Here is a 21,940-nt window from a genome sequence, read left to right on the forward strand (position 1 = left end):
TTAAAGGCTGAGCACAAGTCCAGAGACACTTTTCCTGCACGCACACGTCTTCGTAGGCATGAATGAAAAATGCGCGGCGGACAGCTCAATTCAGAATGGAATGCTACGGAAAAAGGGCGGTGGGGGAACTCGGCGAAATTAAACAGAGTGCGTCGGATACAGCCCTTACTTTCCGACCTTATTGCGTGGGCCGCAGTAGGACATATTTCGTCTTAAACCGCTTTGAACAGCCCGGACAGGCGATGCGCGCCCCGTCGGCCGCATCGCCGGCAAGCCGGCCCTTGGGAAGTGATGCCAGTCGCTCAGACCAACTCCGCCAGCTTCAGCTCGCTCTTGATGTACGCATAATAGATCGGCCCCGCCACCACGCCCGGTAGGCCGAACGCCGCCTCGAACACCAGCATGGCCATGAGCAGTTCCCAGGACTTGGCACTGATCTGCCCGCCGACGATCCGCGCGTTGAGGAAGTATTCCAGCTTGTGGATAAACATCAGGTAGCCCAACGCCGCCGCCGCGACCCAGATCGACAGCGACAGGCCGACGATGGTGATCAGGGTGTTGGACATCAGGTTGCCGATCACCGGCAACAGCCCCAGCAGGAAGGTCAGCACGATCAGGGTCTTGGTCAGCGGCAGCTTGATCCCGAACAGCGGCAGGATCACCGCCAGGAAGATCGAGGTGAACGCGGTGTTCAGCGCCGAGATCTTGATCTGCGCGAAGACGATATTGCGAAACGCCTGCACCAGCAGCCGCAGGCGGTCGAACAGCGCCGCCGCCAGGGGTTTGCGCAGGGTGATATCCGACACATGCTGCAAGGCGACGATGGCCCCCAGCACCATGCCGATCAGCAAGGTCACGAACATATGCGCCGCGTCCTTGCCCACCAGTTGCAGATCGCTCAGGTGCTTGCTCAGCCACTCGCCGATCGCGACCTGGAACTCGGCCGCACTGGCCGGTAGATAGGCGTCGATAAACGGCGGCAACTGTCCACGCGCCTTGTCCACCACCACCATGAACTTGCCGAGGGAGGCTCCGGGATTTTCCGCTTCGTGCAGCAGGAAACTGATGGCCCCGGCAAAGATCAGGCTCAACACACTGACGATCAGGGTGCCCAGCAATGCCACCGCCAGCCAGCGCGCACGCCGCCCGGCAATCAGGTGCTCAAGCTTGGGCGTGAGCATGTTGACCAGCTCGAAGACCAACAAACCGGCCAACAGACTGGGCAGCAGCCGCAACGGCAATGCCAGCAACAACCCACCGAAAACAAGGATCAAACTGGCCAGGACTACGTAACGCTGGGAAAACGCTGACATACAGCCTCAAAAAGAACGGCGCGAAAAGACAGGCAGTCTGCCAGCGTTCGCCTGGGAGGACCAGCGGCAGACGCCAGAAGGACGGCGGCCTGACATTTTAATGGACGGTTATGACAGCCAGGTATCGCCGCTTCATGAAATTTCGCGGGGGCTGGGCTTGCCCGGATCACGAGCAAGCCTTGCTCAGGCACAGGTTCGAAACTACTTTTTCTTCAGGCAATTACTGATGTAGGTCTTGTACGCATCGCCCTTGAGCCCTTGGGGCCGGTTGGCGTTGCAGTCCTTCATCTTTTGTTGCTGCGGGGTCAGCGCCTTGGCCGGCGCAGCCGCGGTCGCCGGCTTGGTCGCCGGCATGACCGCCGGAGTGGCGGAGGGTGTAGCCGCCGCGGCCGCGGGCGCGGCTTTCAGGCAATTACTCATAAAGGCCTTACGCGCATCACCCGCAAGGTTCTGGGTCTTGGCGTCCGCGTTGCAAGTGGCCATCTTGCTTTGCTGAGCCGTTGCCGCAAAGCCCTGCGAGCAAAGTAACAAGCCGATCAACAACAATGGGATACGAAGCATCTTCATGGAGTTTTCTCCTTGTTACCGTACCGAAGGGCACGGCATGCCTTCAGTGTAGACAAACGCTGTTACACATCCAGCAGCGCCAGGCTAGGCCGTGCGCACCTGACGCCGGTACTGCTCCGGCGAACACCCGGCCTGGCGCTGGAACATCGCAATAAACGCAGAGGCCGTGCTGTAACCCAGGTCGAAGGCCATTTCCTGCACGCTGCGACTGCTTTCCAGGGCCTGCAGCGCGCCGATAAAGCGCAGGCGTTGGCGCCATTCACCGAAACTGACCCCCAGCTCGCGAACAAACAGCCGGGCCAGGGTTCTCTCGCTGACGTGCAGCTGCGCGGCCCACTGCGCCAGCGGGCGATTGTCCGCCGGGTCCTGTTGCAATCCTTCCAACACCCTGAGCAAGGCCGGGTCGTCGGAGTACGGCAGGTAACCATGCTGCACCTTGGCCTGGTGCAATTGGTCCACCAACACTTGCGCCAGGCGCACATCCGCAGGCGTGTCGGGAATTTTCACGTCGCGCCGAGCGAAGTCATTGAGGATCGACTTGAGAATATCGCTGATGGCCAGGGTGCTCGCCTCGGCGGGCAGATCGCGACAATGCTCCTCGGCCAGGTACACCGAGCGGTAGACAATCGCCTGGGCGTTGTGGGAGCTGTGCACGGTGTTCGGCGGTATCCACAGCGCATAGCGCGACGGCGACATAAAGCGCCGGCCGGCCACTTCGTAGTGGATGACCCCGTGGGACACATAGTCGAGGGAACCCCAGGGATGACAATGGGCCGCCGCATGGCGATCGGGACCGAACTCGGCATAACGGAAGTACACCGGGGCCGGCAAAGAAGGAAAATCGGGGATATCGATGTAGCGCTTGCCCATGCTGTCCGGATTCCAACGCAGATTGACCGGATCGAAGTATAGGCTCTCATCCAGACACGAGGATAATCCCTCCTCATTGACGATTCTGGTTGCAACCCCCATGCAATACGCTTTCCCCCTGCTGGCGATCCTTATCTGGGCCGGCAATACCGTGGTCAACAAGATGGCCGTCGGCGCGATCTTCCCGGCGGAGATCGGCTTCTACCGCTGGTTGCTGGCGGGCCTGTTGTTCACTCCGTTCATGCTCAGGCCGGTAATGGCCCACTGGCGCCAGATCCGCCCGAACCTGGGCAAGGTCTTCGTGCTCGGGGTGCTCGGCATGGCGGTCTACCAAAGCCTGGCGTACTTCGCCGCGACCCTGACCTCGGCCACCAACATGGGCATCATCCTGTCGTTGATGCCCTTGATGTCGTTGACCCTGGCCATCCTCAGCCTTGGCCAGCGCCTGACCGCCGGGGCGCTGGCCGGGGCGCTGCTGTCGTTTGCCGGGGTGCTGGTGGTGGTGTCAACCGGCAGCCTGACGGCGCTGCTGAGCCATGGCGTGAATCTGGGCGACGCGATGATGCTGATCGCCACCCTGGCCTATGCGATCTACAGCACCCTGCTGAAAAAATGGCAGCTGCGCCTACCGCCCCTGGTGCTGCTGTACCTGCAGGTGCTGGTGGCGGTGCTGGTGCTGTTCCCGCTGTTCTGGCTGTCGCCGAAGACCGGGCCGAACTTGCACAACGTCGGGCTGGTGCTATATGCCTGCCTGCTGGCCTCGATGCTCGCGCCGCTGGCGTGGATGCGTTCGGTGGCGACCCTCGGGCCGAGCCGGACCACCCTGTTCTTCAACCTGCTGCCGCTGATCACCGCGCTGATCGCCGCCGTGGTCCTGCACGAAGCGTTGGCGCTGTATCACCTGCTGGGCGGGGCGCTGACCCTCGGCGGGGTGATCCTCTCGGAACGCTGGACCACACCGTTGCGAGCGGCCTGAACGGGCGTGACACTCGTCGCGCCTACTGTTCCTCGGCGCTGGTCTGCAGATCCGGGTCCAGGCTTTGCAGGGTAATGCCCCTGGCCACCGCGCCGAAGACGCGATGCAGCAACGGGTTGCGATGACGGCAATAGCAGTCCAGCGCGACCAGTTGATGACCGAGTTCGCGCTTGACCCGATAACCGGTTTGGCCGCTGTCCAGGCGCGTGGCCCCAACACTGTAGGACCACGTCACCGCCTGTTCCCATAGCTGGAAATACAGGTGCGCCTGTTTGCCCACCTGGTAGTCGATGCCGATGAACTTGTTGATCGCCTTGTCACCGAGCAGAAAGCACAGCATGAACGCCACCATCTTGCCGGTCGTTCCATCGCTCAGCAGAATGAAATGCGACTCGGGCTTGAGGGCGATCTGTTGGAAAAACTCATAGGTGAGCTTTTCGAACTTGGTCTTGCCCTTCTCGTAGGTTTGCAGAAAGAGGCTGAACAAGGTTTGCAAGGTTTCCTCATCCGGCTGCTGCACGATCCGTACGCTCAAGGCACCTGGCACCAGGCCGTGCTTGAGTTTCTTTTTCAGCAGATAGCGATGGCGGCTCTTGAGCGTCTTGAGATAGCCCTCGAAACCACCGGGGGCCAGTTCGACCGCGGTGCCCGGAAAACTCACCATGGGAAACAGCCCGCGCGCTTCGCACAGCCCTGCAAACGCCGGTTTCTGCGCTTCGCCAAAGTCCTTCCAGACGGTCATCGAGGCATTTTTGGCTTTCGCCCGCTGGCTCAGCGCGTCTTGCAGCGGCACCACGACATCCGCCAGCGAATGACCGGGCAGCAGACCGATAGTGCCCTCGTCGGAACAAGGTGAGCCAACGAACAGGGTGCGCTGGTAACGCAGCGCCGGGATCACCCTCAGCGCCTTGGCAATCAAGGGCGGGACGACCAACTCCATGGGCACGTTCATGATGAACGTGGGAGCCAGCCCGATGGGCTGACCGTCTTTCTCCAGAATGGCATAGGCAAATTCGAACTGATCTTCAAGCCCGGCGTCTTCCAGGGCCTCGTACCACCAACGACCTTCAACACCGCCAAAACAGTTTTCCCACAGTGTGGCGGGAACAGACGCCGCGTGACTGGCCCATTGAACTTGCAGCATTGAAGCATCCTCTCAGTCGACTCCCTCCTGAGAGGGCCCATCCTTATACCCGCATGCAGGTGCACCGAGAAAAGACGGAAGCCAGTTATCTCAACCACTATCACAGGGTTCGCCACGTCGCTAAAGGCTGCGCTCGGACAGCGCTCACGCGACGCGCATCACTCAGTCGGCAATCACCACAATCGATACCCGACGGTTCTCGGTACGCCCTTCTGCCGTGCTGTTGCTGGCCACCGGTACGCGGCTGCCGAAACCACGCAGCTGGATGTTCTGCTGTTTCATACCCGTCTGCTCCAGCACCGTCGCCACGCTGTTGGCCCGACGCACGGAAAGTTGCTCGTTGTAGGTGTCCTTGCCCGAGGCATCGGTATGCCCGTCCACCCGCACCCGCTCGATCCCCACGCCCAACAGCGCCTTGGCGATCCGCTCGACGATATCGTGGCTTTCCTTGTTCAACACTTCCAGGTCGCTACCGAACAGCACCTTGCCCGACAGACCGAAGGCCCAGCCCTCGTCCGTCAGCTTGAAGCCCTGTTGCTTGAGCACGGTGATCTGCGCGCTGCTCAGGCCTTTGGGCGGCGCGGTCTGGCAACCAGCCAGCGCCAGCAGCGCGCTGAACAGGGCCAGGCAGAAAAAGCGTAGGGTCAGGCGGGTCAAGATGTGCAAGGGGTCAACTCCTGGTTTGAACAATGGCGGCGGAGTGCTCCGACTCCGCCGTGTGTTGCCCGCCTCGGGCCAGGCGTTTGGCATGGTACATCGCCGCGTCGGCGGCGCTGAGCAGGCTGCCCGGGGTAGCGCCATGCTCGGGATAAACCGCGATGCCGATACTCAACGAGGTCAGTACCTGGGCCTCGCCAGGAACCGCGATGGGAGTATCCATGCTGGCAATGATCTTGTCGGCAATGCGCTCGGCGTCTTCGATCCTGTGCAGCGGCGTGAGCAGTACGGCGAACTCGTCACCGCCCAGGCGCGCCACCAGGTCCTCTTCGCGCAGTTGCGCACGCACCCGCGTCGCCACGGCGACCAGCACCGCATCGCCCGCAGCATGACCGAAGTTGTCGTTGATCTGCTTGAAGCGATCGCTGTCGAGAAACAGTACGCCGACCCGCTCGCCCTGCTTGGCGGCATTGCGCAGGGCACGCATCAGCCGGCCTTCGAAAAAGGCCCGGTTCGGCAGACCGGTCAGGCTGTCGTGGCTGGCCTGGTGGGCCAGGGATTCGTTTTCTCTGCGCAGGTGGGTCTGCCAGGACTCCAGCTCGTCGAGCAGGGCGTTGAAGTCGCTGCCCAGGTTGTCCAGCTCGGCAATTTGCGCTGGCGGCACGCGCCGGTCGAAGGCCCGCTCGATCCGGGCGGCATGAGCCACGTCGGCGAGGCTGCGCAACGGGCCGATAATGCCCCGCAGCAGACGCCGGGCCAGGTGCAACCCGAGCCAGGCCGCCAGGGCACTGCACACCACGATGCCGAGCAGTCCACTGATCAGGAAACGCAGCAGGCTGCCACCATGCCCGGTCAGGCGGATACTGCCGACCTCGCGGTCCTGATGCACAATCGCCAGGCGGATCGGTTGTTCGAGCAGGACTCGCGCCAGTTGCATCTCCACCTCGGAGAGTAAACCGGTTTCCGGCCGCTGCCAGCGCGCCAACAGTTGGCCATGGGCGTCGAAGACCTCGGCATCGGCCACCTCTTCGGTCTCGGCGATCAGGGCCAGGGCCTCGGTGGCCGCGCTGCTGTCATTGAAGACCACCGCCGCTTCCACGGTGTAGCTGATGGAGCGGGCGATCAGTTGCAGGTTATGGTCGGCATAGACCCGCAGGGCCAGCACGCCGAGAAAGGTCAGCGAGACACTCACCAGGCCCACCGCGGCCATGGCCGCCAGCAGGTGTCCGCGCCCCAATACCGCACGCAGGCTGGGGCGCGTGCCAGAGCGGATCCAGCCGATCATGGCTGGGCGCTCCGGCGCCGCGAGAGTTGCAAGACGCTGGGATGGATGCGCACGCCACTGCGCGCGACCGAGTCGAGGTTGACCTCGAACGACACCTGGCTATCCGCGACCCGCAGGCAGAAGAGGCTGCCGACGGTGCATTGGTCGCCGCCCTCACTGATGCTCAGCACCGCGTGGCCGTTCAGGGTATTGAAGAGTTGGCTGCGTTCTTCGCTGCTCAGCTGGCCGATATAGACGGCATCACAGGCACTGCCGAGGCTCGGACTGCTCGCCAGCAGCCGTTGGACCAGCACCGGTCGCCCGGAGGCCTGGGTGGTGCCTTTGACCAGGTCGTCGGTGTATTCGGTCGGGCCGACAATGCACAGGCGCAGTTGCGTCGGCTCCACTGGCCAACGCGCATAGCTGAGAATCCCCAGCACCACCTGGGTGACCGCCCGGGCACGCTGGTCGGCAGCGTCGCTGGGCGCGGCGTCCCGGGCAAAGCCGATGTGCGTCAACAAACAGAGAAGGGCAGACAGGCACAACTGTCTCCAACCCCAAAATCGCTCTGTCGTCGAGACAGCCACGCCCATGAAGGAATTCTCTTAAAACAACGTAGGAATAATGCCGCAACGATAGCACAACCCTTGGATCGCCAGGATGGATCTGCAGTACTAGATAGCCAGCTATTGGTTCATAAATCTCTGAAGTATGGATTTGAGCTTTCCTATTCTTCTGCGCGCCATGGGCTGCCTAAGATCGACACCACGCTCCTGCAGGGGGGAAGACTCTCCCCTGACCTGATGTCAGACCGGCTCCACAGAGAACTGGCTAGACGAACGCCCTCTGTTACTGCCGTAACCGCTCGTCCCGGCCCGACACCGTGACGCGCATCGAACCGTTCAAGGCTTCGTTGAGGCGCACCGATGAAACTGGAGATTTTCCGTACCCTTTGGGGCTATACCGCAAGCAAGGCCCAGGCACTCGACGAGTTGCTGGCCGCCGGCTTTGATGGCATGGAGGCGCGCCTGCCCCTGCAAGCGGCTGCGCGCAGCGAGTTCGGCGCCTTTCTACGGGCCAACCAGTTGGGCTATATCTGCACGCTCTTCAGCGCCTACGACGTGCTCCCCGAACAAGCCGCCGCCCCCGCCGAACACCTGCAGGACCTGGATCGTAAACTGGCCTGGGCCGCCGAGCTGCAACCACGCTTCGTCAATGTGCTGGCCGGCAACGACCGCTGGCCTCTGGCACAGCAGGTGGAGTTCTTCGGCCAGGCCATGGCCCTGGCGCAACGTCACGGTCAGTTCTGCAGCTTCGAAACCCACCGCTCGCGCTCGCTGTTCAACCCCTGGTTGACCCTGGAACTGATCCGGCAACTGCCCGATCTGCGGTTCACCAGTGACATCAGCCATTGGATCGTCACTTGCGAACGCCTGCTGGACGATCCCGCCGACGACCTCAGCGCCTTCGTCGAGCGCGTTCACCATATCCAGGCCCGGGTCGGCTACGACCAGGGCCCGCAGGTGCCGCACCCCGCGGCCCCGGAATACGCCCGTGAGCTGGCCTTCCACCAGGCCCACTGGGAAAGCATCTGGCGGGCCCAGCAGGCCCGCGGCTACACGGTCACCACCTTGACCCCGGAATTCGGCGCGGACGGCTACCTGCATCACCTGCCCTTCACCAATGTGCCGGTCGCCGACCTGTGGTCGCTGAATGTCTGGATGGCCCGGACCGAGCGTGAGCATTTCCAGCGTTTCAGCCAATCAACCCATCCGTGAGGTGCTTGCGTCATGCCTGAGAACAACCCCAACCGCCCGGTCCAAGCCAACTTCCAGAGTATTCCGCGGGTGAATATCGCCGGGCTGTTCAGCGTCGAGCTCGAACACCGCCTGGCGGTGGCCGAACAATTGGGCGCCGCCGCCAGCGAAGTGGGCTTCCTCTACATCACCGAGCACGGCATCGACCCGCGGTTGATCGACAACCTGCGCCAGGCGGCCAAGGATTATTTCGCCCAGCCGTTCGAAACCAAGATGCAGCATTACATCGGCACGTCGGCCTCCCACAAGGGCTTTGTCCCGGAAGGCGAAGAGGTGTACGCCAAGGGCAAGCCGGACCACAAGGAAGCGTTCGACATCGGCTTCGAAGTGCCGGCGGACGATCCACTGGTACTGGCCGGCACGCCGCTGCTGGGACCGAATGACTGGCCAACGCTGCCGGGCTTCAAGGACGCGGTGCAAGCCTATTACGCGGCGGTCTTCGCCCTCGGGCGCAAGCTGTTCGGCGGTTTTGCCCTGGCCCTGGGCCTGGCCGAGAACACCTTCGATGCCCTGGTCACCCGACCGCCGTCGAAGCTGCGGCTGATCCACTACCCCTTCGACAATGCCGCCCAGGATGCCCCCGGCATCGGCGCCCACACCGACTACGAGTGCTTCACCATCCTGCTGGCGGACAAGCCGGGCCTGGAAGTGATGAACGACCAGGGCCAGTGGATCGACGCGCCGCCCGTGCCCGGAGCCTTCGTGGTGAATATCGGCGACATGCTCGAAGTCATGAGCGCCGGGGCCTTTGTCGCCACGGCCCACCGAGTGCGCACGGTGAGCGAGGAGCGTTATTCCTTCCCGCTGTTCTATGCCTGCGACTTCCACACCCTGATCCAGCCGCTGCCGGGTTTCACCCAGGCCAGCCAGGACTATGAACCGATCGCCATTGGCGAACACATGTACGGCCAGGCCTTGCAGACCTACCAGTACCTGCGCAAGCGCGTGGCGAACGGCGAAATCGCCCTGCCGGAAAAAGCGCGCAAGCCGTCGAGTTTCGGCCATTTGAAAAACCAGTCGCAGCCGTCCTGAACCCAGCCCTCACACCCCAGCCTTCCCATCGGAGTCACCGAACATGCACAAAAACACAACGCGCCTGACCCTGATCGCCGCCAGCCTGCTCTGCGCCAGCGCCGCCTTCGCCTCGACGGCCACCCCCGGCCAATTGAAAGTCGGGATGGAAATCACCTACCCGCCATTCGAGTCCTATGACACCGACAAGAACGTGGTCGGCTCCGATCCGGAGTTGTCCCAAGCCCTGGCCAAGCACCTGGAGGCCAAGGCCCAGTTCGTTGACACCAAGTTCCCGAGCCTGATCCTCGGCCTCAATGCCGGGCACTACGACGCGATCATTTCCGGCATGTACATCACGCCGGAACGCCAGACCCAGGCCATGACCATCCCCTACGCCAAGACCGGCGCGGCGATCATGGTACCCAGCAACAGCACGCTGAAACCGGGCACGCCGGAGGACCTCTGCGGCTTGAAGATCGGCCTGGAACAGGGCACCACCTGGGTCGCGCAGTTCCAGAAGCTGTCGACTGATTACTGCGTGCCCAAGGGCAAGGGCGCGATCACCGTGAACGAGTACCCCTCGGCCCCGGAAGTCACCCAGGCGCTGCTGTCCAACAACGTCCAGGCGCAGGTGGAAATTGCCGGTGCGGCGAAGTTGATCGCCGAGAAGACCAAGGGCCGGGTAGTGGTGAGCAGCGAACACCTGATCTATGCGCAGACCCTCGGGATCTTTGTGAAGAAGGGCAATGACGCGACGTACCAGGCGTTGCTCAAGGCCTTCGAGGAAACCAAGAAGAGCGGCGAGTACGCGGCCATCCTGAGCAAGTACAGCCTGGAAGCGGCGGAGTAAGGTCCACCACAGGGCTTGAGTCCTGTGTGGTTAATGTGGGAGCGGAGCTTGCCCGCGAAAAGGCCAGTGAGATCGCCAAAAGCTTCGCGGGCAAGCTCCGTTCCCACAAGGATGTCATCGCTCAGTAATCGCTCCATTGCAACACCGAGGTATCTATGCAATTCGATTGGCCCTATTTCTTTTCGCTGTTCTCGATGCCGGCGTTCTGGCAAGCCTGCGTCACGGTGGTCGAACTCAGCGCCCTGGCCTGGTTTATCGGCATGCTGCTGGGCTTCTTCCTGGCCTCGGCCAAGCTGTCCGCCTCGGCCTGGCTGCGCCTCCCGGCAGCGGCCTATGTCTGGTTCTTTCGCAGCATCCCGCTGCTGGTGCTGGTGGTATTCGTCTACAACCTGCCACAGCTGTTCCCGGCAACCGGCGGCGTGCTGTCCGACCCGTTCTACTCCGGGTTGTTCGCGTTGGTGGTCACGGAAGCTGCGTACATGGCCGAGATCCATCGCGGCGGGCTGATTTCGGTCGCCAGGGGCCAGAAGGAAGCCGGCCGCGCCCTGGGCATCGGCGTGCTCGGGCTGCAACGCTTGATCGTGATTCCCCAGGCCTTTCGTATCTCGTTGCCGACCCTGATCAACGAATACATCACGGTGGTGAAACTGACCTCGCTGGTCTCGGTGATTTCCCTCACCGAGCTGCTCACCGTCGGTCAGCGTCTCTATGCGCAGAACTTCCTGGTGATGGAAACCCTCGGCGCGGTGGCGGTGTACTACGTGCTGATCGTGAGCCTGTTCGGTTGGCTCTTGCAGCGTCTGGAACAGCATCTCGACCTGGGCCAGCGCAAGCCGCAAACCCTCGACGAGAGCACCCTCGCCGGGCTCCGGGCGGCGCAGCCAGCGTTGGCCCAATCGCCACGCGCACAGTCGCTCAGCGGTGCCCCGCTGGCGCTGGACCTGCAGAATATCCACAAGTGCTATGGCAACCATGCCGTACTCAAGGGCATTGATCTGGCGGTCGGCAGTGGCCAGGTGATTTCCATCATCGGCCCATCCGGCTCGGGCAAAACCTCGCTGATCCGCACCATCAACGGCCTGGAAAGCATCGACCAGGGCAAGATCGTGCTCTTCGGCGAGGGCTTTATCACTGCCGCCAATCACCCCAACAACCCGCGGATTCGCCAGGGTGTGCGGCGCATCGGCATGGTGTTCCAGAACTTCAACCTGTTCCCCCATCGCTGCATCCTCGACAACATCACCCTCGCGGCGCGCTACCACGGTGTGGCCCGCGAAGTGAGCGAACAGCGGGCCCTCGCCTTGCTCGACAAGGTCGGCCTGCTGGCCCATGCCCGCAAGTACCCGCATCAGTTGTCCGGGGGTCAGCAGCAGCGGGTGGCGATTGCCCGGGCGCTGGCGATGGAACCGCAGATCATGCTGTTCGACGAACCGACCTCGGCACTCGACCCGGAGCTGGTCGGGGAAGTACTGAAGGTGATTCGCGAGTTGGCGGATGAGGGGATGACGATGCTGATCGTTACCCATGAAATGGATTTCGCCATGTCGATTTCCGATCGGGTGGTGTTCATGGAGAACGGTGTGGTGCAGTTGGACGCCAGCCCACGGGCGATTCGCGAGGAGTCGCAGGGCGAGCGGGTGCGGCGGTTCATGGGGATTGAGGGATCCGCGCAGCAGGGTGGGTTGGAAGCCTTGGCATCAGGGGCAGTCTGAGAGATGCCGCGTGACCTCACGGGCCTCTTCGCGGGCAAGCTCCGCTCCCACAGGCGTTGTGTCGTACACAAGTCTTGAGCTCGACACGGACACTGTGGGAGCGGAGCTTGCCCGCGAAGAGGCCGGCACTGACACCACTAACTCAACTCCAGCATCAATCCGCTGAGCCGCTTGACCTTGCGCGCCACCGCCTCTTCGAACACCCCGCTGCGGGGCTCGATCAGGCTGAACCAGTCCTTGGCCCGGGTGATCCCGGTGTAGATCAATTCCTTGGTCAGCACCGGGTTCAGCGCCTGCGGCAAGATCAGCGCGGTATGCGCGAACTCCGAGCCCTGGGACTTGTGCACCGTCATGGCGTACACCGTTTCCACATCGTTCAAGCGACTGGGCAGGACAAAGCGCACCCCGCCCTGCCCGTCATTGCGCGGGAAGGCCACGCGCAGCACCGGCTGGCCGGCCTCGGGCCCGTCGCGCTCGGGCAGTTTCAAGGCGATGCCGATATCGCCGTTCATCAGACCCAGGCCGTAGTCGTTACGAGTCATCAGCACTGGGCGGCCTTCGTACCAATGCTGGTCGCTGTCGATCAGCCGATGGGCGAACAACGCCGCGGTAATCCGCTGATTCAAACCTTCGACGCCCCAGGCACCCTTGCGCACGGCACAGAGCAACTGGAACTCGTCGAAAGCCTGGAGCACCGTGCGCGCCCAATCGGTCCAGCACGCATCCGCCAGGTCGCTGCCGGCGGCGGGACGCTGGCTGTGCAACACCCCGAGGTAGTGCCGGTAGCCTTTCGGACCGGAGCCTTGGCCGTCCAGCACCAGGCGTTCGAATTTCCTGTCCTGCTCGCCCTTGAGCGCCAACGCAAACAGGTCCGCGTGACTGCCCGCCGCCAGCAACTCCCTCGCCTCGTCCGCCGCCTGGCGGTTGACCAGACGGGCCAACTGGCCGATGCCGCTGCCTTCGCCGAAGCGCCGCGAGTGACGCAACATCACCACCTGCTGGGCCAGCGGATGGCTGTCATCGAGGTCCTCCTGCAAACCACCGTCGCCCAGTTGTTCGCCACTGACGGCCTGCAGCCAGCCACGGGTCCGTGCGCTGTACCAGCCGTCCTCGGCATCCCGGCAGAGGTCGCCCAATACCGCACCGGCTTCCACCGAGGCCAGTTGGTCCTTGTCGCCCAACAGCACCAACCGCGCATGCTCAGGCAAGGCGTCGAGCAGGTTGGCCATCATCTCCAGGTCAATCATCGACGCCTCGTCCACCACCAGCACGTCCAGCGGCAGGCGGTTGCCGGCGTGGTGGCGGAAGTGCCGGGTACCGGGCCGACTGCCCAATAAGCGGTGCACGGTGGTGACGTCGCTGGGGATCTTGCCGCGCACGCCAGCGTCGATATCCAGCGAGCGCACCTGCGCGCTGATGGACTCGGTCAGCCGCGCGGCAGCCTTGCCGGTGGGCGCCGCCAGGCGAATACGCAAGGGTTTTCCCGCCGCCACCGCGGGTGCCTGGAGCAAGGCCAGCAAACGCACCACGGTGGTGGTCTTACCCGTACCGGGGCCACCGGTGACGATGCTGAACGCGCCGCGCGTGGCCAGGGCACAGGCGAGTTTCTGCCAGTCGATGCGGGCGCCGGGCATCGCTGCGCCGAACAACGCGGTCAGGCGTTGCGCCAGGTCGTCCGGGGTTTCTTCCTGTTCGGCCAGACGCCGACGCAGGGCCTCGTCGATACGTCGCTCGTAAGCCCAGTAACGGCGCAGGTACAGGCGTCGTCCGCTGAGCACCAGCGGACGCTGCGCGGCCTCGATGCCCGGTTCGTCCGCCAGCGCCACCAACGGGCTGGTTTGCAGCGATCGACACCAGCGCCCGCCGTCCAGGGCCACCAGCAGTTGCGACGGCAGCAACAACGCCCCGTCCTGCACATCGCCTTCCGGCGGCAGCGACAGGGCGAAGTCCGGTTCCTGCAAGGTGGCGAACAGATCAAGGCAGACATGCCCGTGTCCCAGTTGGTGGCTGGTCAACGCCGCCGCCAGCAACACCAGCGGATCAGCCTCGGGATCAAGCTCGTGGAGAAAGGCCACGAAAGCCTTGTCCAGCGCCCGCAACCAACCCCGTTCAACCCAGCGTTCCAACAGCAACAGCAAGTCCGCCGCGCGGCTCAGGGGCGTCAGTTCAGCCAGGCTGTCGTCGCCCTGCGCGGTCGGCAGGATTTCCGAAAAGGAACGCTTCATAACAGACTCCCCTGCTCCCAGACGGGCTCGCCGTGGGGTACTGGTTTACCCTGGAACAGCAGGTCCAGGTGCTCGATCAGTTCACGCGGCGGCCGGGTGAAAAACACCCCCTGGCTCGGCGCCCGGGTACCGCGCAGGAACAGGTACAAGGCGCCGCCCATATGCCGGTCGTAGTCGTAATCCGGCAACCGCACCTTGAGCTGGCGATGCAGGGCCAGCAGGTAAAGCACGTATTGCAGGTCGTAACGGTTATCCAGGATCGACAGGCTCATCGCCTGCTCGGTATAAGCCGCGTCATCGACGCCCAGCCAGTTGGATTTGTAGTCCGCCACGTAGTAGCGCCCCTGGTGTTCGAACGTCAGGTCGATAAAGCCCTTGAACATGCCATTGAGCAAGATCGGCTCGGCCTTGGCTCGGGCGACGCCGCCGTGGGTGTGGCGACGTACCAGTTCGTCGACCTTGAGCACATCGACCGTGTGGCTGGCGAACCAGAACTCCATTTCCACCCGGTAGGCCTTCAGTTCCCTGAAGACCACCGGCGGCTGATCGTTGCCCAGGCTTAAAGGGGTTTGCAGCAGGTCGGCGAGCCAGTCGCACAGGGCCGTGATCCAGCCTTTCCAGCCACGCAGGTTGCAGCGTGGCGCGACGGCTTTTTCGATCAGCATGCGGTCGGCATTAAAGCCTTCGTCACCGGCCCATTCGAGCAGGCCATGGAGAAAGGTGCCGGGGTTCGGACCACGGGGGAAGCGGTGAATATCGCTGCCGCTCGGCACCAGGTCGCGGGGCGCGGCCGGGTCGAGGCGTTCGTCGTCGAAGAGTTTTTGCGCCTGGGGGCTTTCCGGCGCTTCGTCAGTATCGGCACTCTGCGCCTCGCCGATGCGCAAGGCGCTGTAGGAGGCGATCCACCAGTACTCGGAAGCACTGCGCTTGGGCAGGCGTGGGGCAAGCAAGAGCGCTTCATTGCGCGGCGGCTGGAAGGTTTCGGCGGTGGCCGCTGGCAGTGACTCATTGGCCAATGCCGGGCAACCTTCCTGCAAGTCCAACAACCAGCGTTCAAGGCCGGCGGACTCGCCCAACACAGTACCACCACCGAGCAGATAACCGAGGGCGGACAGATGCAGTACTGAAGCGTTGTGGTTACCGCGCTTGAGATCGGCCACCCCCAGCCAGCAAGCATGTCGGGCCCGGGTCAGGGCGACGTAGAGCAGGCGCAGGTCTTCGGCCAGGCGCTCGTCGTCGGCCTGGACGATCAACTCGGCAGTGGGTTTCAGGCTGACCTGGGCCTTGCGCTCGGCATCGTGGTAATGCAGTGGCAGGCGACTGCCATCCACCGGTTTGACCGAGCAGATGAAAGGCAGGAACACCAGGGGGTATTCCAGGCCCTTGGACTTGTGGATGGTCACCACCTTGACCAGTTGCTCGTCACTTTCCAGACGCAGGATCTGTTCTTCGCCCGCCTGGCCGGAGGACGCCAGGTGCTCGCCGAGATGGCGGATCAGCGCCTGTTCGCCGTCGAGTTCAGCGGCCGCCTGTTGCAGCAGTTCGGACAGGTGCAGCAAGTTGGTCAGCACCCGCTCGCCGTCACTGCGGGTCATCAGTGCCTGGGGCAAGTGGAAGTCATGGATCAGCCGACGCAGCATCGGCAGCACGCCCTGCTTGCGCCAGATCTCACGGTATCTACGGAACTGCATGACCCGCTGTTCCCAGGCCAACTCGTCCTGGTTGAGACGCTCCAGTTCAGCCAGTGGCAGGTTCAGGGTGATGCAGGCCAGGGCTGCCCGCAACGGGCGCTCGACATCCGGCTCGGCGCAGGCCTTGAGCCAGGCCAGCAGATCATGGGCCTCCTGGGCGGCGAATACCGAGTCCTTGTCCGAGAGGTAAACGCTACGTACGCCACGGCTCGCCAGCTCACCACGGACCGCCTGGGCTTCCTTGCCGTCACGCACCAGGATCGCGATATCGGAGGGCAACACGCCCTTGAGCACGCCGTCGCGGACAAAGCCGGTTCGCTGCTGTTGGCCACCGTTGAGCAACTCGACAATGCGAGTGGCGCAGGCCGCAGCCAACTGCTGGCGATACAGCGCGCCGGACACCGGTTGCTCGGTCGCCAGTTGCCAGAGGTTGAGCGCCGCCACGGGCTGGCCGTCGATCTGCAAGACCTCCTTACGCCCCTGGGCGGCCACCGGCAGAAATGGTACCGGGTTCTCATCACCCTGACGAAACAGGAACGCGCCACGCCCCTGCTCGCGTTGCTCGGCGCGCTCGAAGACGTGGTTGACCGCCGTGACCATCGCCTGGCTGGAGCGGAAGTTGGTACCCAGGGTATGCAGCCGACCAAGGGTGGCCTGGCGCGCTCGCAGGTAGGTGTAGATATCGGCGCCACGGAAAGCGTAGATCGCCTGCTTCGGGTCGCCGATCAGGAACAGGCCGCACTCGGGACTGTTGTCTTCGATGCGGTAGATACTTTCGAAGATCCGGTACTGAACCGGGTCGGTGTCCTGGAATTCGTCGATCAGGGCCACCGGGAATTGTTCGCGGATCAGGCTCGCCAGGCGTTCGCCGCCGTCGCTCTGGAGCGCCGCGTCGAGACGCAGGAGCATATCGTCGAACCCCATCTCGGCCCGCCGGCGTTTCTCTTCCTCGAAGCGCGCGCCGACCCAGCGGGCGGCGTGTTCGAGCACGGCGGCGTCCGGCGTGGGCAAGGCATCGAGGCTGGCTTTCAAGCCGGACATGGCGTCGAGGGCCGGGTGGCTTGGTGGCTCGCCCTTCCAGGCTTCGGCCAGGCCGGCGGCGGTCAGGCGACTGAAGCCGGTACCGATATCCAGTTGCTCCTGGGTCTCGTCCACGGCCCAGGCGCTGAGTTTCTCGAACCAGGGCTCGAAGTAGCGCGCCTGCATCTTGCGCCCGTCGACGCTCTTGTTCGCCACGCCTTGCAGGCAGATATCGCGCAGTTCGGCGGCCCATTGCCGCCAAGGTGTCTTGAGCTGCACCAGGGCCTGGCGACGCTCCTGGATGCAGGCTTCGATCAACTCGGCCGGTTCCTCCAGGTTGTCGTCGCGCCGTTCGCTGCCGAACAACGCCCGCACCCGCGGCAGCAGTGCCGCCGGCCCGCCCCAGTTGGCCCGGACCCAGTTCAGCGCATCGCCGTGCAGCTTGTAGCAAAACAGCCGCCAGTAATCGCGCAGCACTTCGCCAAGCAGTTCGCTGTGGTCGGTTTCCAGGGTCTGGGTAAACAGGCTGCCGCTGTCGAAGGCGTGTTCACGCAACATGCGCTGGCACCAGCCGTGGATCGTCGATACCGCCGCTTCGTCCATCCACTGGGCGGCGATATCCAGGCGGTTGGCGCACGCCGACCAGTGTTCAGGCGGGTATTCATCGCGCAGTTGGGCAATCAGCGCATCGGTGGCCGCTATCTCATCGCGAAAGAACCGCGCGGCTTCCGCCAGGCGGGTGCGGATACGGTCGCGCAGTTCCTGGGTGGCGGCATCGGTAAAGGTCACCACGAGAATCTGCGGCGGCAGCAATTCGCGGCCGAACCCCGAGTCCTCGCCACCATGGCCAAGGACCAGGCGCAGGTAGAGCGCGGAGATGGTGAAGGTCTTGCCGGTGCCGGCACTGGCTTCGATCAGTTGGCTGCCGCGTAGCGGGAAGGCCAGCGCCAGGGGGGTCTTGTTGTCGGTCATGAGCGCGCCTCCTCGGCAGCGAGAGAACGCCACGGCGCTTCGAACAGCGGCCGATAGAGCGCATCGCACCAACCTTCGAATTCCTCGCTGGCAATCAGCGCGTTGTAGTCGGCGAACTGGCGGGCCAGGGCCGCGCTTTCCCGACGCTCGCCCTCGCTGTTCACGCCATCGCCGTCATAGGCCTTGCGCGCCGCGTCCTGGGCCTTGAGCGGGTCCGATTGGGAAAGCCAGGCAAAGGCGGTCTTTACCGCGACCGGTAGCGGACGGCGCATCCCGGACTGCCAGGCCAGCAGCAGATTGCCGAGAATCTTGGCGGCTTGCTGCGGTTCGAATGGTGGCAGCAGCAGGGTGTCGTCGCTGGCTACCAGCGCGGTGGTCATCGGCAGTTCGCAGGCACAGGCCAGCAGGTGGTCGACCCAAGGTTTGGTCAGGCGATGCCATTTGCGCGTCTTGATCGAGCCGATGCTGTTGGGAATGGTTGTCACCGCGAGCAGGCCGCCGTCACTGCGTTGATGCAGGCCGCTCAGCCAGCCTTCCACCCGGGTGGCGCCGCTGTCGAAGGCGACGGGCACGGCACTGGTCAGTGGGGTCGGCCAGAGGCTGAGCAGTTGTTGATAACGTTGCAGCAAATCCGGCAGCGGTTCGATCAGTTCATGTTGCAACAATTCACCGAAGCCGGCCATGGGCAACAGGCCGCTGGCTTGCAAGCGCTGGGCTTGGTGCTGCAGGGCCTGGTCCGGGTTGTCCGCCTGGAGCAGCGCCGCTTGCAGCAAGCTGTCACTGAGGCTGTAGCGTTGCAGGGCGTCGAGCACGAACGGTTCCTCGTCGGCCAGTGGAGCCTGGGCCGCTTCGAAGAAGACCTTCAGACGCTGGCTGAAAAAGTGCCGGACCGGGTTGCGCAGGAAATCCTGGAGCTGGGCCAGGGTCAGCGGTTCGTCCTGCTGATAGGCGTCGAGCTCGCTGATCGTTTCGTTCGGGCTCTGAGCCTCATGCAGTTGCTGCCACTCGCGGGCATAGCTGAACAGCTCGGCATGGCTGTCATGGAAGTAACGGGCGCTGAAGGGTTGCAGCGGATGCGCCTGGGTCAGGCCGTTGAGCAGTTGCTCGCCGTCACCGTCCGGCAGTCGCCAGCCAGCGGCGAGGTGGTCGCGCAACTGACCGATCAGGACCGAGGCCGGGCGCTCGCTGTTGTCACGGATGCTGTGACCGACCCAGCTGATATAGAGCTGACTGCGGGCCGAGAGCAGGGCTTCGAGCAACAGGTAGCGGTCGTCTTCACGCCGTGAACGGTCGCCGGGACGGTAGTCGCTGCCCATCAGGTCGAAGTCCAATGGCGGCTGGGCACGGGGATAATCGCCGTCGTTCATACCCAGCAGGCAGACCAGCTTGAACGGAATGGCACGCATCGGCATCAGGGTGCAGAAATTCACCGCGCCGGCGAGGAAGCGCTGGGACAGGCGGCCCTGATCGAGACCGGCCAACCAGGCTTCGCGGACCACGGTCAGTGGCAGGACTTCCTCCAGGTTCACCGCCGCGCAGGTTTCCAGCCAGTCGGCGCGCAGTTGTTCGAGCTGGATCAGCAGGTAGTCGTCGTGCTCGGTGCTGGCGAGGAAAAACAGCTGGATCAGTGCGTGCAGGCGCTCGCCCCATTGCTGCGGGAGGGCCGGCTCGGAGAGTTCCTGGTGGGCGATTTCCAAGGCGTCGAGCAGGGCCACCAGCGGACCAATCAAGGCCGCGTCGAGGCCGCCGATCTCGTCGTAGGGCTCGATGCCTTCGCAAGCCTCGCCGCTGCCGACCGCGTAGCCCAACAGCATGCGCCGCAGGCCGAACTGCCAGCTGTTCTGCTCCAGCGCGTCGGGCAGGCCGAGGCCGGCGCGTTGTTCGGCGTTCATGCCCCAGCGCACGCCGGCGCCTTCGATCCAGCGATGCAAGGTCGGCAGGTCACGCTCTTGCATATTGAAGCGGGCGCGCAAGGCCGGGACGTCCAGCAAGTCGAGGATCTCGCTGACCGGGAAGCGGCTGTCAGGCAGCTTGAGCAGGTGCTCGACGGCAATCAGCAATGGATCGCGACCACGCTGGCCCTGGTCGGCCAGGGTGAAGGGGATAAAGCGTGGGTCGTTGCGTTCGAGCTGGCCGAACACCGCGCGGATATGCGGGGCGTAGCTGTCGATATCCGGGACCATGACAATGATGTCACGCGGTCGCAGGTCCGGCTCGGCACTGAAGCGTTCGAGCAGTTGGTCGTGGAGGATTTCCACTTCGCGCTGGGCGCTGTGGGCGATGTGGAAACGGATCGATGAGTCCTGCGCCAGATGGATGGCCGGCCAGTGTTCGCGGGTTTCGTTGAGCGGGCGCAGTTCGAGGATATCGTCCTGCAATTGATTGAGCAGGGTCGTCGGCGTGCTGTCACTGAACAGGTCGATACGGCCGTCGCGGAAAGCCGCGCGGTAGCTGGCGGGATCGTCGTAGCTGTCCAGCAGGTTGATGTAGTCGCGCCCCTGCTTGCCCCAGGCGGCCAGCAGCGGATGCGCGTGCTGGTGCAGGGTTTGCGGGTCGAGGGCCAGCGGCATCCCGGCTTTGCGGCTCTGGCGTTTGTACTGATTACGCAGCAGGTCCTTGTCGGCGACGATATCGGACCAGTGATGGCGGCAGGGGTTGTGCACACAGAGCAGCACCTGGCTGAAACGAGCCAGTCCGGCAAGGGCTTCGAGGGCCTGGGCCGGTAGCGAGGAGATGCCGAAGACGATGACTCGCGGCGGCAGGCCCGGTGGCGCGCTTTCTAGCTGGTTGATCCGCTCGATAAAGCGCTGGTGCACGCCGGCCCGGCTCTGGGCCATGCCGGATGCGCCGACATCCATCAGCAAGGCGCGCCATAACTCGGCCTGCCAGCAATTGGCCGGTGGTAGCGGCTTGATCTCGCCACGACCGCTGCGCAGTTGATGGCGGCCGGCGGCCCAGTCTTCCAACCAGTCGGCGCGGTAGACCTGATATTGGTCGAACAGATCGGCAAGACGCTCGGCCAGTTGGTAGCGTTTGCGCAGGTCGGTGTCGTGGGTGAGGAAGCGCTGCAGTGGTTCGAAGTGCGGTTGGTCGATCAGCTCCGGCAGCAGGCGCATCAGGCGCCAGGTCAACGGGCCTTTGTCGAGCAGGGATTTGGCCGGGATCTCGTCGCGGCCCAGGACCATGCGATAGAGCTGCCACATAAAGCTGCCGGGCAGTTGCACATCGATGGCGGCGGCGATGCCGCAGCCGCCCTGGTCGTCGTCTTCCGGGTCTTCGGCCAGGGCGAGTTTCAGCCACTGGGCGATACCATTGCTCTGCACCAGGGCGATTTCGTTCTCCAGGGGTGCCAGGGGATAACGTCGCATGACGTTGATCACCAGGCTGCGCAGTTCCTCGGGGCTGTTGCTCTGCACCACCATGAAGGCGGGGTTGAGTGAGGTCGCGTCCGGCATGCCGACTTCCTTGGAGAATTCAAAACGAAGGCAGGACTTTAACACCTCCGGCGCGGCCAATCCCCTTGAGCCTTGCAGCGCCTATGCGGCCGCCATCGCCGGCAAGCCGGCTCCTACAAAGACCGGGCACGACGCTATCTCTGTGCTGGAACACTTGCCCCCTGTGGGAGCCAGCTTGCTGGCGATGGGGCCCTTGAGCCTTGCGGTGGCTATGCGGCCGCCATCGCCGGCAAGCCGGCTCCTACAAAGGCCGGGCACAACGCCATCCCTGCGCTGGAACACCCGCCCCCTGTAGGAGCCAGCTTGCTGGCGATGGCGATCGAACAGTCGCCACAGGAGGCCGGACCTGGCGCCGGACATTTGCGCAGCACAAAAACAAAACCCCTACCTGCA

The 21,940-nt window shown here is 63.7% G+C and carries 15 protein-coding genes; 5 read left to right on the forward strand and 10 right to left on the reverse strand.

Annotation, left to right across the window (positions count from 1 at the left end):
* Positions 1–302: 302 nt before the first annotated feature.
* The 3 genes from AC07VG_RS26720 to AC07VG_RS26730 all read right to left on the reverse strand — a co-directional run bounded on the left by AC07VG_RS26720 (position 303) and on the right by AC07VG_RS26730 (position 2,750).
* Positions 303–1,313: an AI-2E family transporter gene (locus AC07VG_RS26720; protein ID WP_495003524.1), complete on the reverse strand. Its 1,011-nt coding sequence runs from the start codon at positions 1,311–1,313 to the stop codon at positions 303–305.
* Between the two features lie 201 nt (positions 1,314–1,514).
* Positions 1,515–1,880, reverse strand: a complete 366-nt coding sequence (locus AC07VG_RS26725) for a PsiF family protein (protein WP_495022190.1) — start codon at positions 1,878–1,880, stop codon at positions 1,515–1,517.
* An 84-nt stretch (positions 1,881–1,964) separates the two neighbouring features.
* A complete protein-coding gene (locus AC07VG_RS26730) occupies positions 1,965–2,750 on the reverse strand; it encodes an AraC family transcriptional regulator (protein ID WP_495003600.1) in 786 nt (261 codons plus the stop codon).
* A 100-nt stretch (positions 2,751–2,850) separates the two neighbouring features.
* Here AC07VG_RS26730 and AC07VG_RS26735 point away from each other — a divergent pair, with 100 nt between their 5' ends.
* A complete protein-coding gene (locus AC07VG_RS26735; protein ID WP_495003522.1) occupies positions 2,851–3,726 on the forward strand; it encodes a DMT family transporter in 876 nt (291 codons plus the stop codon).
* A gap of 22 nt (positions 3,727–3,748) precedes the next feature.
* Here AC07VG_RS26735 and AC07VG_RS26740 read toward each other — a convergent pair whose 3' ends face one another.
* From AC07VG_RS26740 to yfiR, 4 genes are all read right to left on the reverse strand, one after another.
* Positions 3,749–4,870, reverse strand: a complete 1,122-nt coding sequence (locus AC07VG_RS26740) for a peptidogalycan biosysnthesis protein (protein WP_495022191.1) — start codon at positions 4,868–4,870, stop codon at positions 3,749–3,751.
* Between the two features lie 162 nt (positions 4,871–5,032).
* The gene (gene yfiB / locus AC07VG_RS26745) at positions 5,033–5,530 is read right to left on the reverse strand and encodes an outer membrane lipoprotein YfiB (RefSeq protein WP_495003599.1); all 498 of its coding nucleotides are present in this window, start codon (positions 5,528–5,530) and stop codon (positions 5,033–5,035) included.
* A 10-nt stretch (positions 5,531–5,540) separates the two neighbouring features.
* The gene (gene dgcN / locus AC07VG_RS26750; RefSeq protein WP_495003520.1) at positions 5,541–6,812 is read right to left on the reverse strand and encodes a diguanylate cyclase DgcN/YfiN; all 1,272 of its coding nucleotides are present in this window, start codon (positions 6,810–6,812) and stop codon (positions 5,541–5,543) included.
* Positions 6,809–7,384 (reverse strand): regulatory sequestration protein YfiR, encoded by a 576-nt coding sequence (yfiR, locus tag AC07VG_RS26755; RefSeq protein ID WP_495003519.1) that lies wholly within the window; start codon positions 7,382–7,384, stop codon positions 6,809–6,811. Before yfiR ends, dgcN begins: the two co-directional genes overlap by 4 nt.
* Positions 7,385–7,717: 333 nt before the next feature.
* On the opposite strand from yfiR, the gene AC07VG_RS26760 reads away from it, so the two are divergent.
* The 4 genes from AC07VG_RS26760 to AC07VG_RS26775 all read left to right on the forward strand — a co-directional run bounded on the left by AC07VG_RS26760 (position 7,718) and on the right by AC07VG_RS26775 (position 12,184).
* Positions 7,718–8,569 carry a sugar phosphate isomerase/epimerase family protein gene (locus AC07VG_RS26760; RefSeq protein WP_495003518.1) on the forward strand — a complete coding sequence of 284 codons (852 nt, stop codon included), beginning with the start codon at positions 7,718–7,720 and terminating at the stop codon, positions 8,567–8,569.
* A gap of 12 nt (positions 8,570–8,581) precedes the next feature.
* Positions 8,582–9,640 (forward strand): isopenicillin N synthase family dioxygenase, encoded by a 1,059-nt coding sequence (locus AC07VG_RS26765; protein WP_495003517.1) that lies wholly within the window; start codon positions 8,582–8,584, stop codon positions 9,638–9,640.
* Positions 9,641–9,683: 43 nt separating this feature from the next.
* Positions 9,684–10,472 carry an ABC transporter substrate-binding protein gene (locus AC07VG_RS26770; protein WP_495003516.1) on the forward strand — a complete coding sequence of 263 codons (789 nt, stop codon included), beginning with the start codon at positions 9,684–9,686 and terminating at the stop codon, positions 10,470–10,472.
* Positions 10,473–10,627: 155 nt separating this feature from the next.
* Positions 10,628–12,184 (forward strand): amino acid ABC transporter permease/ATP-binding protein, encoded by a 1,557-nt coding sequence (locus AC07VG_RS26775; RefSeq protein ID WP_495003515.1) that lies wholly within the window; start codon positions 10,628–10,630, stop codon positions 12,182–12,184.
* Between the two features lie 137 nt (positions 12,185–12,321).
* Here the strand turns inward: AC07VG_RS26775 and recD are convergent, their stop codons facing one another.
* The 3 genes from recD to recC are packed head-to-tail and all read right to left on the reverse strand — an operon-like array spanning position 12,322 to position 21,547.
* A complete protein-coding gene (gene recD / locus AC07VG_RS26780) occupies positions 12,322–14,409 on the reverse strand; it encodes an exodeoxyribonuclease V subunit alpha (protein ID WP_495022192.1) in 2,088 nt (695 codons plus the stop codon).
* Entirely contained in the window at positions 14,406–18,092 is a 3,687-nt protein-coding gene (gene recB, locus AC07VG_RS26785) for an exodeoxyribonuclease V subunit beta (RefSeq protein WP_495022193.1), read from the reverse strand. The genes recD and recB overlap by 4 nt, the downstream gene beginning before the upstream one ends.
* Positions 18,089–21,547, reverse strand: a complete 3,459-nt coding sequence (gene recC / locus AC07VG_RS26790; RefSeq protein ID WP_495022194.1) for an exodeoxyribonuclease V subunit gamma — start codon at positions 21,545–21,547, stop codon at positions 18,089–18,091. Before recC ends, recB begins: the two co-directional genes overlap by 4 nt.
* Positions 21,548–21,940 lie beyond the last annotated feature (393 nt).

The sequence above is a fragment of the Pseudomonas sp. GW821-FHT03C07 genome, from assembly GCF_059420925.1.